The organism is Butyrivibrio sp. (assembly GCF_017433805.1).
Lineage (GTDB): Bacteria > Bacillota > Clostridia > Lachnospirales > Lachnospiraceae > Butyrivibrio.
Genome location: NZ_JAFRGN010000052.1, coordinates 41,403 through 55,941, shown reverse-complemented (window position 1 = coordinate 55,941; position 14,539 = coordinate 41,403). Strand labels below are relative to the sequence as shown.

14 protein-coding genes are annotated in these 14,539 nt (G+C 40.9%); all 14 read right to left on the bottom strand.

Features of this window, described 5'->3' with window-relative positions:
- Positions 1 to 348: 348 nt before the first annotated feature.
- The 14 genes from IJI01_RS12960 to rpsU all read right to left on the bottom strand — a co-directional run bounded on the left by IJI01_RS12960 (position 349) and on the right by rpsU (position 14,462).
- Entirely contained in the window at positions 349 to 1,260 is a 912-nt protein-coding gene (locus IJI01_RS12960; RefSeq protein WP_292191139.1) for a hypothetical protein, read from the bottom strand.
- Between the two features lie 22 nt (positions 1,261 to 1,282).
- On the bottom strand, positions 1,283 to 2,791 hold the full coding sequence (locus IJI01_RS12955) for a sensor histidine kinase (RefSeq protein WP_292191146.1): 1,509 nt from the start codon (positions 2,789 to 2,791) through the stop codon (positions 1,283 to 1,285).
- Between the two features lie 26 nt (positions 2,792 to 2,817).
- The gene (locus tag IJI01_RS12950; protein WP_292191137.1) at positions 2,818 to 3,495 is read right to left on the bottom strand and encodes a response regulator transcription factor; all 678 of its coding nucleotides are present in this window, start codon (positions 3,493 to 3,495) and stop codon (positions 2,818 to 2,820) included.
- 4 nt (positions 3,496 to 3,499) lie between these two features.
- Positions 3,500 to 4,126, bottom strand: a complete 627-nt coding sequence (locus IJI01_RS12945) for a hypothetical protein (RefSeq protein WP_292191134.1) — start codon at positions 4,124 to 4,126, stop codon at positions 3,500 to 3,502.
- Positions 4,116 to 6,293 carry a glycogen debranching protein GlgX gene (gene glgX / locus IJI01_RS12940; protein ID WP_292191131.1) on the bottom strand — a complete coding sequence of 726 codons (2,178 nt, stop codon included), beginning with the start codon at positions 6,291 to 6,293 and terminating at the stop codon, positions 4,116 to 4,118. Before glgX ends, IJI01_RS12945 begins: the two co-directional genes overlap by 11 nt.
- A gap of 94 nt (positions 6,294 to 6,387) precedes the next feature.
- Positions 6,388 to 7,800, bottom strand: a complete 1,413-nt coding sequence (locus tag IJI01_RS12935; protein ID WP_292191123.1) for an oxaloacetate decarboxylase subunit alpha — start codon at positions 7,798 to 7,800, stop codon at positions 6,388 to 6,390.
- A 43-nt stretch (positions 7,801 to 7,843) separates the two neighbouring features.
- Entirely contained in the window at positions 7,844 to 8,986 is a 1,143-nt protein-coding gene (locus IJI01_RS12930; RefSeq protein ID WP_292191119.1) for a sodium ion-translocating decarboxylase subunit beta, read from the bottom strand.
- A gap of 51 nt (positions 8,987 to 9,037) precedes the next feature.
- The gene (locus tag IJI01_RS12925; protein ID WP_292191117.1) at positions 9,038 to 9,397 is read right to left on the bottom strand and encodes a biotin/lipoyl-containing protein; all 360 of its coding nucleotides are present in this window, start codon (positions 9,395 to 9,397) and stop codon (positions 9,038 to 9,040) included.
- 50 nt (positions 9,398 to 9,447) lie between these two features.
- A complete protein-coding gene (locus tag IJI01_RS12920; protein WP_292191114.1) occupies positions 9,448 to 10,275 on the bottom strand; it encodes an OadG family transporter subunit in 828 nt (275 codons plus the stop codon).
- A 17-nt stretch (positions 10,276 to 10,292) separates the two neighbouring features.
- Entirely contained in the window at positions 10,293 to 11,723 is a 1,431-nt protein-coding gene (locus tag IJI01_RS12915) for an acyl-CoA carboxylase subunit beta (RefSeq protein ID WP_292191111.1), read from the bottom strand.
- Between the two features lie 236 nt (positions 11,724 to 11,959).
- Positions 11,960 to 12,529: an SMC-Scp complex subunit ScpB gene (scpB, locus tag IJI01_RS12910; protein ID WP_292191107.1), complete on the bottom strand. Its 570-nt coding sequence runs from the start codon at positions 12,527 to 12,529 to the stop codon at positions 11,960 to 11,962.
- 1 nt (position 12,530) lies between these two features.
- A complete protein-coding gene (locus tag IJI01_RS12905; protein ID WP_292191104.1) occupies positions 12,531 to 13,280 on the bottom strand; it encodes a segregation and condensation protein A in 750 nt (249 codons plus the stop codon).
- 27 nt (positions 13,281 to 13,307) lie between these two features.
- Positions 13,308 to 14,156 (bottom strand): metallophosphoesterase, encoded by an 849-nt coding sequence (locus IJI01_RS12900; protein WP_292191101.1) that lies wholly within the window; start codon positions 14,154 to 14,156, stop codon positions 13,308 to 13,310.
- 129 nt (positions 14,157 to 14,285) lie between these two features.
- The gene (gene rpsU, locus IJI01_RS12895; protein ID WP_013280615.1) at positions 14,286 to 14,462 is read right to left on the bottom strand and encodes a 30S ribosomal protein S21; all 177 of its coding nucleotides are present in this window, start codon (positions 14,460 to 14,462) and stop codon (positions 14,286 to 14,288) included.
- Positions 14,463 to 14,539 lie beyond the last annotated feature (77 nt).

Sequence of the window (14,539 nt, the reverse complement as noted above, 5' to 3'; positions counted from 1 at the left end):
GTTCATCCTGAGCCAGGATCGAACTCTCACGTTTAAAAGTTTGATCTGGCCAGAACTCAAGCTTGGCTTTTGTTCTGTCCGTTATTTACTAATTTTTGTTCTGAATAATTCTCTTGGAATTTTTCAGGGTTGCATTACTGTTTATTTGTCAAGGTACAGGAGCCTAGAATCCGCTCCACTGCTGCGTTTGCGGTGTTTGTGTCCGCATCAGCAACGAATATAAATATATCACTCGGTAATATAAGTGTCAACAACAAATTTCAATTTTTTTTGAGTTTTTTATAAAAAGGCTGGCAAACCCAGTATTTGCCAGCCTTTCAGTCTATAAACTTTTTATAAAGTTACTTATTATTTAAGTGATACCTTCTGCTCAGCTCCATTAATACTCACTATCATTTCCAACGTCTGAATAGATGTAGCAGCCTCTTTATCTATCTCTGTAAGCACAACCAGACTCTCATGAGCTCTGGAATCAATTGTTCCCACGAAAGATGAAAGATCATTAGGGAGGAATGTAACTGGAGTATATCCTAGATTCTTGCCATTTAATATAACCTGGAACTTTATATTCTTTTCGAGAATATTTACCTTCTTGGCTCCGTCTGATCCATTGTACAGATCAAATCTCAGCACCAGAAGCTTCTTGCCTTTTTCAGCATTTATGACATAACTCTTAGAGCTTTCTGGGTATGTACTGGATACAGAATATCCCTCGTAGGATAAGAATATGTCATCAATAATTTCCTGTGTTTCTTCTGTAGATAAAACTATCGCATCAGGATCTTCTGCTACCTTACTTGGTGTCTCTGATGGAGTATCAGTCTGCTCCTCTGGCTGCGTTTCACTGGTATTTGTTTCTGTGGAACTGTCAGAAGTCTGCATGTTTCCTGCATCATCTTCCACTGGGATCACTTCTTCAATGGATATATCAGTAGTTGGTTCTTCAGGCTGAACTGGTTCTGGCTCAGGTTCTGGAGCAGGCGTAGGAGCAGGAGTTGTAGTCTGAGCGCTCTCCGCTTTCGCCTTTTCTTTTTCTGCCTTAGCTTCTTCTTTTGCTCTTTGCTTGGCTACTTCCTTGGCATCAACATATGTCAGCTTAGCCTGACCATTGTTGGAATACTTCATCAAAAGGCCAACAGCAAATTCAACTGTCTGGTTATACTCATCCTCAGTCATCTCAGGAAAAGCTTCGCCACAGCCAGCCAAACTAAATGCAATACATATAGCTGTCATTATTCCCAAATACTTTTTTGCCCTCATAAGCTATCCTCTCTAGGAGTGATTATTTGGTCTCTAATTCAAAGTAGAATTCTACTCCATTATCATAGTTCTTGACGCCATATTCCTGATGCATGCCTTCCATAATTGCCTTAACAATGGATAATCCAACGCCGCTTCCACCGTATTCCCTGGTTCTGGCTTTATCAACCTTGTAAAACTTCTCCCATATATGACCGATACTGTCATCTGGAATAGGTTTACCAGTGTTAAAGACAGATACCCTTACATGACTATCTTTCTGGGTAAGCTTGATTTCTATGATTCTCTCGCCATCTATATGGTTAAGAGCATTGCTATAATAATTCTGCAATACTTCTTCAATTTTGAATTCATCACCCCATACAAATATCGGCTCATATTCATCAAACTTGATAGTAACATCTTTTTGTCTCGCTAAAAGATCTGCAGATTTAATGTAGTTTGATATCATATCAACGATATCAAATCTCTCCATATTGGCATTTTCGTTGCCAAATTCCAGCTGATTAAGAGTAAGGAGCTTTTTAACCATGATGTTCATCTTGTTGGCTTCATCCATGATTACTTCACAATAAAAGTTCCTGCTCTCTTCATCATCATTAATGCCTTCCTTAAGACCTTCTGCATATCCCTGAATAAGAGCTATTGGGGTTTTAAGTTCATGAGATACATTGGATAAAAATTCCTTACGCATCTCGTCAATTTCTTCTTTTTTAGCAATATCATGTTTGAGCGCTATATTGGCATTCTTGAGTTCTTTGATCGTGAACTCAAGTGTCTCAGACAGTTCATTCATGTTAGAGCCAAGGGCATCAATCTCACTGTGGTAATCACCGGTAGACTCGTACTTAGCTTCGAAATTAAGCTTTTTCATATCATCAGATATAAAGTACAGTCTCTTGATAGGATCTGTTACTCTCTTGGAAATGTACAGGATTACCATGGATCCTGCGACGATGGCAACGATAGCCACATATATCATGAAAGTATTGGAAATAGCTACACTGTCTTTGATACTCTCCATTGTAGAACGCACCAAAACCAGGTTTCCATTTCCTACTACTCCCCACATCTCCAGATATTGTCTGCCGTTTTTATCTTCTTCCCTCTGAAGAGTATAGTTCTCGCCAACATCCAAAATAACTCTATGCTCTATTTCGTACTCTCCACCAGAGGTGTTGATCATATTCTCCCACAGAATCTTGGCCAAAAGCTCTGCGTTACTGGTTGACGACTTGATAGTCTTGGAATCACCATCAAGGACTATCATTTCAATATCATATCTCTCACAGATATGCCTGATTTCCTGATCAAACTCTTCTGATGTAATATCACCTGTAGAGGTAGCACGATCTATACTTCTATACGCTTCGATGATAGCTTCTCTCTTATTTTGTACATAAAAGCTTTCCATGAACAAAAGATTCATGACAAGACAAAAGGTAAAGGTACCAATTATGGTTGCAATGAAAGCAACGCTTATTTCAAAGCGTATGGAATGGGTCTTATTAAACTTTTTATCATTTCCCATATCTACAGCCAAACCAATTCCCCGTATTATTCTGCGTCAAACTTGTAGCCCATTCCCCAGATAGTCTTGATCATATCGCCCTTCTTGCCAAGCTTGCCACGAAGTTTTTTAACATGAGTATCAATGGTTCTGGCATCGCCAAAATAGTCATAGTTCCAAACATTATTAAGAATCTTTTCCCTGGAAAGAGCTACGCCCTTATTCTCAAAGAAAAATGATAAGAGTTCGAATTCCTTATAGCTAAGATCAATCTCTTTACCGTCAACAAGAACGCTATGAGCAACTTTATTAACTACAATTCCGCCAATCTCCATGATCTGATTATTTGCCGTCTGATTAGTTCTGCGCAAAATAGCAGAAACTCTTGCTGCAAGTATCTTGGGACTAAATGGCTTGGAAATGTATTCATCAACACCAAGCTCAAAGCCTAAAAGCTCATCTCTTTCCTCCGCCTTAGCTGTGAGCATAATGATCGGAACCTTAGAATTGGCTCTGATTTCTCTGCACACTTCCCAGCCATCTCTCTTAGGCATCATAACATCAAGAATAATCAGTGATATCTCTTTATCTTCATAAAAAATATCAAGAGCCTGCTGTCCATCCTCAGCCTCAACTACGAGATATCCATCTTTTACTAAAAAGTCTTTGACGAGTTTACGCATCCTGCTCTCATCATCAACTACTAATATTTTAAGATCTTCCACTGTGTCAGTCCTCCTGATTGTCGTCTATATTTTCTGTATCCTCATAATAACTTGAAGTATCAGTGATGCCAAGCCTTTTTTCAGCTATTCTGACTTTTTTCTCCCTCTCTTTAAGGTCCTGTTCCCATGATGCATATCTGTTTGTCACATTACTCTTGTAGTTGATAATGTTGTCGTTTTCGGCTGTTGCAGCAATTACAAAAAGAAGAATCACAAGTATCACAAGCACTATATTGCATATAATCGATAGTATCTTGGTAAAATCTACCTTTTTCCCCTTTTTTTCAGGTTTTATCCTCTGTTTCACAGAAAGGCTCTCAATTGCAGAGTGCCTGGAAAAAGATACACCTACAGGAATAGGAATTATATCCTCCTCACTATATCCGCTTTCAATCAGCCTTATCCTGAGTCCGATAAGATAGCACCAGCCAATGGGGGTTTTGAATATCTTATTCTCAATAGACTTCTCATATACAGCCTTTATATCAGTCGGTTTACTGGACTTTACTCTGGACTGCAGAAGCCTTATCTTGGACGCATCCATAGTAGCCTTCTGAGTATCAGCCTCGGAAGTAAACTGAAAGCCTTCTACTATGAAGTTGTCAGCATTACTTTTATCATCAGCCGCCATATTCTGCTCCGTTAGCTGCAATGAATACACTTACACTTCTGGCCTTAAGGGTTTTATTCCTCCAGGTAAGAGGTTTTGGTCTGTTAAAAAAGTATTTGCCTTCGTCATCACCTGTATCAATGCAAAGTGCCCAGTATGTACCTTCTGGAGGGTTTGGAAGCATGATCTGTATATCCTCCCAATATGCATTGATCGCGATGTATACTATATCGTCATGGCCTTTTTTGTTATAAAAGCCAGCATATCTGACACATACAACCCTGGATTCGCCAGTAATATTGTGGTTATCCGGATTCTCCGTATGAAGTGATATATTAGGATATCCGCATGCTGCTGGCTGTAGGTCTTTTCTGATGCAAGGATGCTTTCTTCTAAACTGGATAACACGTCTGTAAAAATCAAAAAACTCTTTATTCTTATTAAGCAGTTCCCAGTTGAGCCAGGATATCTCATTATCCTGACAATACGCATTGTTATTACCAAACTGAGTGTTGCCAAATTCATCTCCTGAGTAGATCATAGGAGTTCCTCTGCTGCACATTAGAACAGTGATAGCATTTCGCATCATCCTGAATCTCAGGTCATTGATACCAACATCTGAAGTCTCTCCTTCTGCACCGCAGTTCCAGCTTCTGTTATCATTAGCTCCATCAGTATTGTTCCAGCCATTGTCTTCATTGTGCTTGCTGTTATATGCATACAGATCATATAAAGTGAAGCCATCATGGCAGGTAATAAAGTTTACAGAGGATTCATATCCCATATAAGCTCCGCCGTATAGATCCATGGAGCCTGTAATTCTCTTAACAGCTTCTGGTGCAGCCCAGATATCGCCCTTTAAGAAGGATCTGATATCATCCCTATATTTGCCATTCCACTCAGCCCATCTCTTCCATGCAGGGAAATTACCAACCTGATACATTCCGCCTGCATCCCAAGCCTCTGCTATGAGCTTGACGTTACCAAGGATTGGGTCGTAGGCAAGACGCTGAATAAGTGGTGGTCTTTCCATAGGGGATCCATCCTGATCTCTTCCAAGAATACTAGCAAGATCAAATCTGAATCCATCAACTCTGTACTGTTCAACCCAGTATCTAAGGCACTCAACAATGAGCTCCTGAACCATGGGATGGTTACAGTTCATAGTATTACCACATCCGCTGAAGTTGTAATATTGTCCCATAGGAGTTAAAAGATAATAGATATTATTATCAAAGCCCTTAAAGGAAATAAAAGGACCATTCTCATTACCTTCTGCTGTATGATTGAACACGACATCAAGGATAACCTCAATTCCGTTATCCTTAAGTTCTTTGATCATATGCTTGAGTTCAACGCCTTCTTTGTTATACTCACTCTGATAGGCGTAGCTCGTATTTGGAGCAAAAAAGCTTATGGTGTTATAACCCCAATAATCAAGAAGCGTTTTGCCATTAACTTCTCGTTTATCCCTTGTTTCATCAAATTCAAAGATTGGCATAAGCTCTACCGCTGTTACGCCAAGTCTCTTTAGGTATTCAACTTTTTCCTTGATTCCTTCAAAGGTTCCTCTGCACTTAACGCCAGAAGAAGGGTCCATTGTAAATCCCCTTACATGCATTTCATATATAACTGAATCGCACATAGGGATTTCAAGGCTGGAAGTTGCATTCCACTCAAAGTTGTCTCTAACAACTCTGGCTCTGTACTGCCCATTCTTATTAAGCCTCTGTCCCCAGATTCTCTGTCCAGAAACAGCCTTGGCATAAGGATCAAGCAAAACATTATTCTTATTGAACAAAAGACCTTTCTCGGGATCCCAAGGCCCATCAACGCTATAACAGTACTCCAGATTTTCTATATCAAGTCCGAAAACAATCATGGAGTATACTTTACCGATCTTATAGCTCTCAGGAAAAGGGATCTGGGCAAATGGCTTTTCTTCGCCGCGATGGTATAGCAAAAGAGTCACCGATGTAGCGCCGTTAGAATATACGGTGAAATTTACGCCATCAGTGAGCATAGTTGCACCATTAATGCCATAAAAACCAGGCCTCACACGGAAGCCTGATATTTCATCTAGAGCAAGCATCTGTCTGTTAAGATCGCTTTTCCTTAGTTCTCGCCCATGCCGCTCTCCGATCTCTATAGGTTTTCTGCTCTGTCTATGTCTTCTAAACTCGTTCATATTAATATATTAACACATTATTGATAAATTTTCTGTGAAATAAAAAAGACGGCGAGGTAAAAACCTCGCCATCTTATAGTACATTTTTAACTAATTAAACAGGATATGCTCCATTTTTGGTATCAGCAGCTGAAACATCAACTGATGTCTGCTGTGCCATACGATACTTGAAGAAGTCTGTAGCAACCTGTGGGAACAATGCATATGAGAGAACATCCTCATCCTGCTGCTTCCACTGAGCAACTTCCTTCTCGAACTTAGCAAGTCCTGGCTCAAGCCTATCTGCAGGCCTGCATGTGATAACTTCTCTGTCGCCAATGATCTTCTTCTGAACTTCTGGGTTGAAAGGCTTAATTGTCTTACCATACTCACCAGCAAGGAGGTCCTTAGTCTGGTCAGTAGCAACCTTATATCTCTCACCCATAAGTACGTTCATAACAGCCTGTGTTCCAACGATCTGTGATGAAGGTGTTACAAGAGGTGGCTCACCGAAGTCCTTACGAACCTGTGGAATTTCCTCAAGAACTGTATTGTACTTATCGCTAGCATTCTGCTCTTTGAGCTGGCTAACCATGTTAGAAAGCATTCCGCCAGGTACCTGATACATAAGAGTCTTGATGTTAACACCAAGAACCTTAGCATCCATAAGTCCGCTAGCAAGGCACTCTTCTCTATATGGTCTGAAGTGATCTGCAATCTTAGCAAGAATCTTCTGATCAAGACCTGTCTCGAAAGGCTGTCCCTTGAAGGCCTCAACCATAACTTCTGTAGCAGGCTGTGATGTTCCAAGAGCGAATGGAGAAATAGCACAGTCGATGATATCTACACCAGCCTCAGCTGCCTTCATGTATGTCATGCTGGCAACACCTGATGTGTAGTGTGTATGAAGGTCGATAGGAAGGCTTGTAGCACTCTTAAGAGCCTTAACAAGCTTCTCTGCCTCATAAGGAAGAAGAAGTCCAGCCATATCCTTGATACAGATAGAATCTGCTCCCATGTTCTCAATATCCTTAGCGATGTTCATCCAGTACTCTTCTGTGTATGCATCACCAAGTGTGTAAGCAAGAGCGATCTGAGCATGTCCGCCCTCTTTCTTACAAGCCTTAACAGAAGCCTCAAGGTTTCTAAGGTCGTTAAGACAGTCGAAAATTCTGATAATATCGATACCGTTAGCAATAGACTTCTGAACGAAGTACTCTACTACGTCATCTGGATAATGCTTGTATCCGAGGATATTCTGTCCACGAAGAAGCATCTGAAGTTTAGTATTCTTGAAGCCTGCACGAAGCTGACGAAGTCTCTCCCATGGATCTTCCTTAAGGAATCTCATGCAGGAATCGAATGTAGCACCGCCCCAGCACTCAACTGCGTTATATCCAACCTGATCCATTGTCTCAATGATAGGGAGCATAACTTCTGTAGGCATTCTGGTCGCAATAAGTGACTGATGTGCATCACGAAGTACAGTCTCATTGATACGAACTGGTTTTTTCTGTAATTCTGCCATATCTTTTTATCCTTTCGAATTTATTGTTCTACTTATAATCAATTTATACTCCAAATACCGCCATAAATGTACCAGCAACTACGGCTGTACCGATAACTCCGGCAACGTTAGGTCCCATAGCATGCATGAGCAGGAAGTTTGATGGATCATATTCAGCACCAACCTTCTGTGATACACGGGCAGCCATAGGTACGGCAGAAACGCCTGCTGAACCAATAAGTGGATTGATCTTGCCACCTGTTACCAGGCAAAGAAGCTTACCAAGAAGACATCCAGCGGCTGTACCAAATGCAAATGCAATAAGTCCAAGTACAACGATGATGATTGTTGTTGTGTTAAGGAAAGCCTCAGCACTTGTTGTAGCACCAACGGATGTTCCAAGAAGGATAACTACGATGTACATAAGTGCGTTAGAAGCTGTTTCCTGAAGCTGACGAACTACTCCAGACTCTCTAAAGAGGTTACCAAGCATAAGCATACCAATAAGAGGAGCTGTTGTAGGAAGGATCAAACTTACAACGATAGTAACGATTACAGGGAAAAGAATCTTCTCGAGCTTGGATACTTCTCTAAGCTGCTGCATTCTGATCTTTCTCTCTTTATCTGTTGTAAGAAGCTTCATAATAGGTGGCTGAATCATAGGCACGAGAGCCATGTACGAATAAGCAGCTACCGCAATAGGTCCCAGAATAGATGTCTGATGCAGTTTGGATGCAAGGAAGATAGATGTAGGGCCATCTGCTCCACCGATGATTGATACAGCAGCAGCCTGCTGATCATTGAATACAAATGCAAGAGCCATGAAGTATGCTGAGAAAATACCAAACTGAGCACCAGCTCCCATAAGGAAACTGATAGGGTTCGCAATAAGTGGACCAAAGTCAGTCATGGCACCAACACCCAAGAAAATGAGTGAAGGAAGAATTGCCCATTCATCCAAAATGTAGAAATAATGGAGAAGACCACCAGCAGAATCGCCAACTGGCTCAGCCATGATTTCAGGATAAATGTTAACAAGAAGCATACCAAATGAAATTGGTACTAAAAGCAAAGGCTCAAATCCCTTAGCAATTGCAAGATACAAGAACACAAGAGCAACACCGACCATTACGTAGTTACCAGGTGTCATTGTAGTAAATGCTGTCTGTTGCCAGAGATTAGATAATGTATTAACTATGTAATCCATTTTTTATCCTCATTTCTGTTTTAATGAAAACTAATTACTCTGACGTCTCTATTAGTTAAGAGTAGCAAGGCATGTTCCAGCCTCAACAGAATCACCAGCAGCTACATCGATGCTTGCAACTGTTCCGTCCTGAGGAGCAACCATAGGGATCTCCATCTTCATAGACTCGATAGTAACAACTGTGTCACCCTTCTTAACAGCCTGTCCAACGCTAGCGTTGATCTTGAGAACCTTACCAGCTGCACCAGCCTCTACTTTAACAGCACCTGCGCCAGCACTTGCCTTCTTAGCAGGAGCTACAGGAGCCTTAACTACAGGAGCTGAAGCTACAGGAGCAACTCCTGAGCCCGCGCCTTCTTCTACAGTTACATCATATACGTTTCCGTTAACGGTTATTGTATAGTTCTTCATTTATATCTCCTTTCGATGAGCATGGATGTTACCGTGCTCGATCCCCTATATTAGTGTTTTTTCCAGTTATTATTTACTTTTCTGATAGATCTTACACGGAATCCATCTGTACCAGCGCTTCCCTCGTATGCAGCAATTGCAGCAGCGATAACTGCAACAAGCTCTGCATCGCTTGAGAGATCTTCCTGCTCAGCAATCTGATTGATTGTGTTATCCATTGCCTTCTGAGCGATTTCCTTGTCACTCTCTTTCTTTTTCTTGTTGCCACCAAAGAGCATTGGGAAAAGAGAAATGATAAGTGAAATAAGGATAAGAATTGCGAACGCCATACCCATTCCAAGAAGAGTATTAAGTCCAGCATTCTCAAGCTTCTCACCAGTAGTCTTCTGAACAGTTACGCCGATATCAGTAGGCTCACCTCTGTTTGAAAGGTAAATCTCCATATCAGCAGCGTGCTTGGTTCCCTGAATTACAGCATCTACTACTAATTTACCATCTTTATTAACTTCATAGCTGATCTCTTTTACAAAAAGATCACCAGGAAGTGTCTCAACTGATTTGTATCCGAGATCATTAAGTGCCTTGTACCAGCTCTCATATCCACTGGCAAGGACCTCATAACGCTCATCTGAAGTGCTCAGTGCAATATCGAAGTACATCTTCTCTTCGAAGTTATCAGGAGTAATACCCTGTAAATACCACGCTTCGAAATTGTTATCTTCGAGTGCCTCTGCATAGCCCTTCAGGCTTTCCTGTGTGAATATATCAGACGAATACCTGCTTCCTTCTACGGTATTGGATTTAGCATCTTCACCGCAGGCTGTCAGTCCCAGAAGGCAGCTAAGCATTACGCCCAAAACCAACATTTTTCGTTTCATTTTGAGTGCTCCCTTCATTAAACTGTGCCATGTTTCTTGGCAGGACGCTCATCCCTTTTTGTAAAAAGCATTTCGAATGCACCTACAACATACTTTCTAGTATCTGCAGGCTCAACGATTTCATCTACATATCCTCTAGCTGCAGCACTCTTAACATTGTTCTGAAGTGCAGCATATTCTGCAGCAGCCTTAGATACTGTCTCAGCATCCTTACCGTCGCAGATGATCTTGGCAGCAAGATTAGCATCCATAGTTCCAACCTGAGCATCTGGCCAGCTGATAGTAACATCAGCACCAATTGCCTTGGAGTTCATGATGACATATGCGCTACCAAATGCCTTACCAGTGATAAGGTTAACCTTAGGAACTGTAGCATTAGCAAGTGCATAAACAAGCTTGCCTGCAGCCTTAGCTACATGCTTCTCATCGCACTTAGATGCGCCAAATCCTGTTGCGTTTGTAAGTGTAAGAACTGGAAGATCAAAAGCATCACAGAAGTTAATGAACTCAGCTGCCTTCTCACAGCCGTGAGCTGTAAGCTTGTCAGCAAACTTCTCTGCTTCCTTGCCATTCTCATCAAATACAGCTGTACGGTTACCAACAAGACCAACTGTTGCACCGTTAAGTCTGATAAATCCTGTTACCATCTCCTTTGCATACTCTCTCTTTGTCTCAAAGAAGATGCCATTATCTGAGATATGTCTAGCGATAAGTGAAGGATCAGCTGTTGCGCCATCCAAATTCTCGCATGCTCTGTTCAGGTCATCAGCACACTCCTGATATGTATCTCCATCCTCGTTGTTAGAAGGAAGAATAGATACGAGTTCTCTAACCTGAGCATAAATTGTAGCCTCATCAGCAACTACATCAACATTAGCTGTCTCTGTAGCCTGCCACTTAGCAGATGATGTATCACACTTCTCTTTGTAGTTGCCATCAAGAGCGTTAGGTGAGTTTACAAAAAGCTTAGCCTTCTCAGACTCCATGAATGTAAAGTCTGTGATAGAAGGAATGATCGCAAGTCCACCACCACAGGCACCAAAGATGGCTGTGATCTGAGGAACAACTCCAGAAGCCTCCACCTGCTTAAGATAGATTTCGCCAAAGCCGTTAAGGGCGTCTGTTGCCTCCTGAAGACGAAGTCCTGTTGAATCGATAAGTCCGATTACAGGAGATCCTGTCTTGATTGCCAGTTCGTACAGGCGAACGATCTTCTTGGCATGCATCTCACCGATAGATCCGCCAAGTACTGACGCATCCTGGCTGTAAACATAAACCAGATTACCGTCAATAACACCATAGCCAGTAACTACGCCGTCTGATGGTGTTTCTTCCTGTTTCAGATTGAAATCTGTGTTTCTGGCTGTCACAAGAGCACCAATTTCAACGAAACTGTTTTCGTCGAGCAAAGCATTGATTCTTTGTCTCGCTTGTGAAGAACTACTCATTTGTTTACCTCCGAAATTTTTTATAATGAATAATATATGCACAAATGAATTGTAAAAACGCAGAAATCTGCTATTTTCACAACATAAGTCAGAATATATTGTATCATAAAAAATGGCAAAAAAAAGGAAAAATGCATAAAAATTTGCGCATTTTTCCTATTATTTTATGAATTGTATATTATTAATTGTTCTGGCGAAAACCATTAACTGCAAATTGATAAAATAGTATCTGTTAATTAAATGTCAAGCTTGACATTTATCTCCTCTTCAGCCTGAGCCTTAAACTCCTCAACCTGCACAGTTCCTATAGCTGGAAGCTCATCGAGCGATCTGACGCCAAAGCTTCTAAGGAACTCTTCAGTTGTTCCAAACAAAAGTGGTCTTCCTGGAGCATCTAATCTTCCAAGTTCCTGTACCAGTCCAAATTCCACAAGTCTGTTCACAGCGTGATCACTGTTAACTCCTCTTATCTTTTCTACTTCAAGCCTTGTAATAGGCTGTTTGTAGGCGATAATAGACAAAGTTTCCATAAGTGAATCAGTCAGAACTGCCTTTTTAGGCGCCTTGGCAATTTTGACTAAATATTCATACATTTCCTTTTTGGTGCATAACTGAACTGCCTTTTCCAGCTCTATTAAACCAATTCCGCTATCGGACTTTTCATATTTTTCTTTTAAGTATTCAATATACTTCTTTACTTCTTTTGCATCAGTCTCCATAGCCTTAGCAAGTGCGCTAATTTCTACAGAATCCCCCATAGTAAATAGAATAGCTTCTACTACAGCTGCTCCCTCTTCTCTTGTCATATCAGCTTGCCTTCCTGGACGTAATTATAATATCTCCAAATGTTGTTTCCTGCTCGATTTCAATCTCTCCGAGCTTCATCTCCTCCAGCATTACAAGGAACGTAACAATGATTTCCGTCTTGCTATGCTGTTTCTCAAGGAGCTGTCTGAAACTAAAACGTGAATGTTCACGGATATAGGCCTTGATGTACAAGGTCTTGGCATCCATGTCGATTTCCTCTTTTTCAATGTTACCGAACTTACTACGAATAGGATCGACCTTGTCTTCCTGCCTCTTTAATAGCTCCTGGAAAATCTCATTAAGCTTGGATAATGTTGCATCACCGATAAGTCCGGTCAGGTCAACAGGCATCTCATACTCTTTGACTTCCTGTGGAATATTCTTATTTCTGTACCAGGAAAGCCCGGCATCCATCTGCCTGTCCTTAAGCTCATAGGCCATATACTTGTACATCTTGTATTCAAGAAGCTTTTCAACGAGCTCTGCTCTTGGGTCCTCTTCTTCTCCCTCTTCGTTAACCTCTTTAGGAAGAAGCATCTTGCACTTAATATCGATCAGTGTCGCTGCCATAACAAGGACTTCACTTGTAACATCCATATCATCGCTCTGCATGGCATTAATATATTCCAGATACTGATCAGTTATAGTAGCAATCGGAATATCATAGATATCTATTTGGTTCTTATCAATCAGATGTAGCAAAAGATCCAGTGGACCTTCAAACACCTGTAGTTTAACTTCCAGTGACATTTCCTACCTCATAAAAAACGATAATTCTTACTTTTTATGAACCCTGATAACATCAACTTCTCCAGGGTTAAACATTCTGACATGGATACTATGTGTACCTAAGCCTCTGCTCAGGATCATAGTTCTGCCATTTTCTACAAATTTACCACCATCATATTTAGGGAAAAGAGCTATTGCCGGAGAAATAACACCTCCAAGAAGTGGAAGTCTTATGATACCTCCATGCACATGACCTGATACTGTAAGATCAGCTCCCCAGCTTGCATATTCATTAAAGTACTGTGGATTATGTGCTATCAAAACCTGAAATGCATTCTTGTCGCTATGTCCTACAAGCTTATCAACATAGCCTTTTTCCATTTCAAGCTTAACAACCTTACGAAAATAATCATGTTTAAGGTCAAGGCCAGTAATACGAATATTTGCATCTTCAATATTCGTACTATCATTCTCAAGCACTACTACTCCCGCTTTCTGAAGACCACTTCTATATCTGGAAAAAAGATTTCCAAACTCATTAGTAAAGGTCTTGATCTTGTGTTCATGATTGCCATTTCCCATATATACAGGGAACTTGGCTGCCAGTTCAGTCAGGACATAAAATCCAGCCTGATACCTGATCTCTCCCTTGATTCTGTGAGCGGTAAACATATCACCTGCACACAATACGGCATCAGGATTCTCAGCCACCACAGCATCTATCAGTTTATCGTTGTTGTTACCAAAAACGTATCCGTGAAGATCTGATAAAAGAACAAATGTATAATCTCTACTCACCTTATCAGAATCTATATCATACCTTCTCACCACAAAGCTATGAGTGTCATGATAGATCACGGCCGCCGATAAAATAGCCAGTATTAAAATAGCAATCAAAATATATATCCACATAAAGTCAGCTCGCCTAGAATCTTAAACGTAACAAACATAATTCTATCACAGACTTGTAATATTACAAAGAAAAAAGTCCCCGGAGAAACTCCAAGGACTTTTCATAAATTTGATTTAGTTATATTTGCGCTTTCTTGCTGCTTCAGACTTCTTCTTGCGTCTTACGCTAGGCTTCTCGTAGTGCTCTCTTTTACGGATCTCCTGCTGGATACCAGCCTTTGCACAACTTCTCTTAAAACGACGCAGTGCGCTATCCAAAGTCTCGTTTTCTTTTACTACTACTGTTGACATCTCTACTCTTACCCTCCCTTCAGTCCCTTCAAGTACATGACTGATTGGGTTATTTATTATGCTTATACTAAGCCCAT

What these genes read in the sequence shown, in the direction of transcription:
- IJI01_RS12925 (WP_292191117.1), bottom strand. Translation starts at nt 9,397, where the DNA reads ATGAAGAACTATACAATAACCGTTAACGGAAACGTATATGATGTAACT.
- glgX (WP_292191131.1), bottom strand. Translation starts at nt 6,293, where the DNA reads ATGAACGAGTTTAGAAGACATAGACAGAGCAGAAAACCTATAGAGATC.
- rpsU (WP_013280615.1), bottom strand. Translation starts at nt 14,462, where the DNA reads ATGTCAACAGTAGTAGTAAAAGAAAACGAGACTTTGGATAGCGCACTG.
- IJI01_RS12915 (WP_292191111.1), bottom strand. Translation starts at nt 11,723, where the DNA reads ATGAGTAGTTCTTCACAAGCGAGACAAAGAATCAATGCTTTGCTCGAC.
- IJI01_RS12930 (WP_292191119.1), bottom strand. Translation starts at nt 8,986, where the DNA reads ATGGATTACATAGTTAATACATTATCTAATCTCTGGCAACAGACAGCA.
- IJI01_RS12920 (WP_292191114.1), bottom strand. Translation starts at nt 10,275, where the DNA reads ATGAAACGAAAAATGTTGGTTTTGGGCGTAATGCTTAGCTGCCTTCTG.
- IJI01_RS12960 (WP_292191139.1), bottom strand. Translation starts at nt 1,260, where the DNA reads ATGAGGGCAAAAAAGTATTTGGGAATAATGACAGCTATATGTATTGCA.
- IJI01_RS12955 (WP_292191146.1), bottom strand. Translation starts at nt 2,791, where the DNA reads ATGGGAAATGATAAAAAGTTTAATAAGACCCATTCCATACGCTTTGAA.
- IJI01_RS12945 (WP_292191134.1), bottom strand. Translation starts at nt 4,126, where the DNA reads ATGGCGGCTGATGATAAAAGTAATGCTGACAACTTCATAGTAGAAGGC.
- IJI01_RS12905 (WP_292191104.1), bottom strand. Translation starts at nt 13,280, where the DNA reads ATGTCACTGGAAGTTAAACTACAGGTGTTTGAAGGTCCACTGGATCTT.
- IJI01_RS12935 (WP_292191123.1), bottom strand. Translation starts at nt 7,800, where the DNA reads ATGGCAGAATTACAGAAAAAACCAGTTCGTATCAATGAGACTGTACTT.
- scpB (WP_292191107.1), bottom strand. Translation starts at nt 12,529, where the DNA reads ATGACAAGAGAAGAGGGAGCAGCTGTAGTAGAAGCTATTCTATTTACT.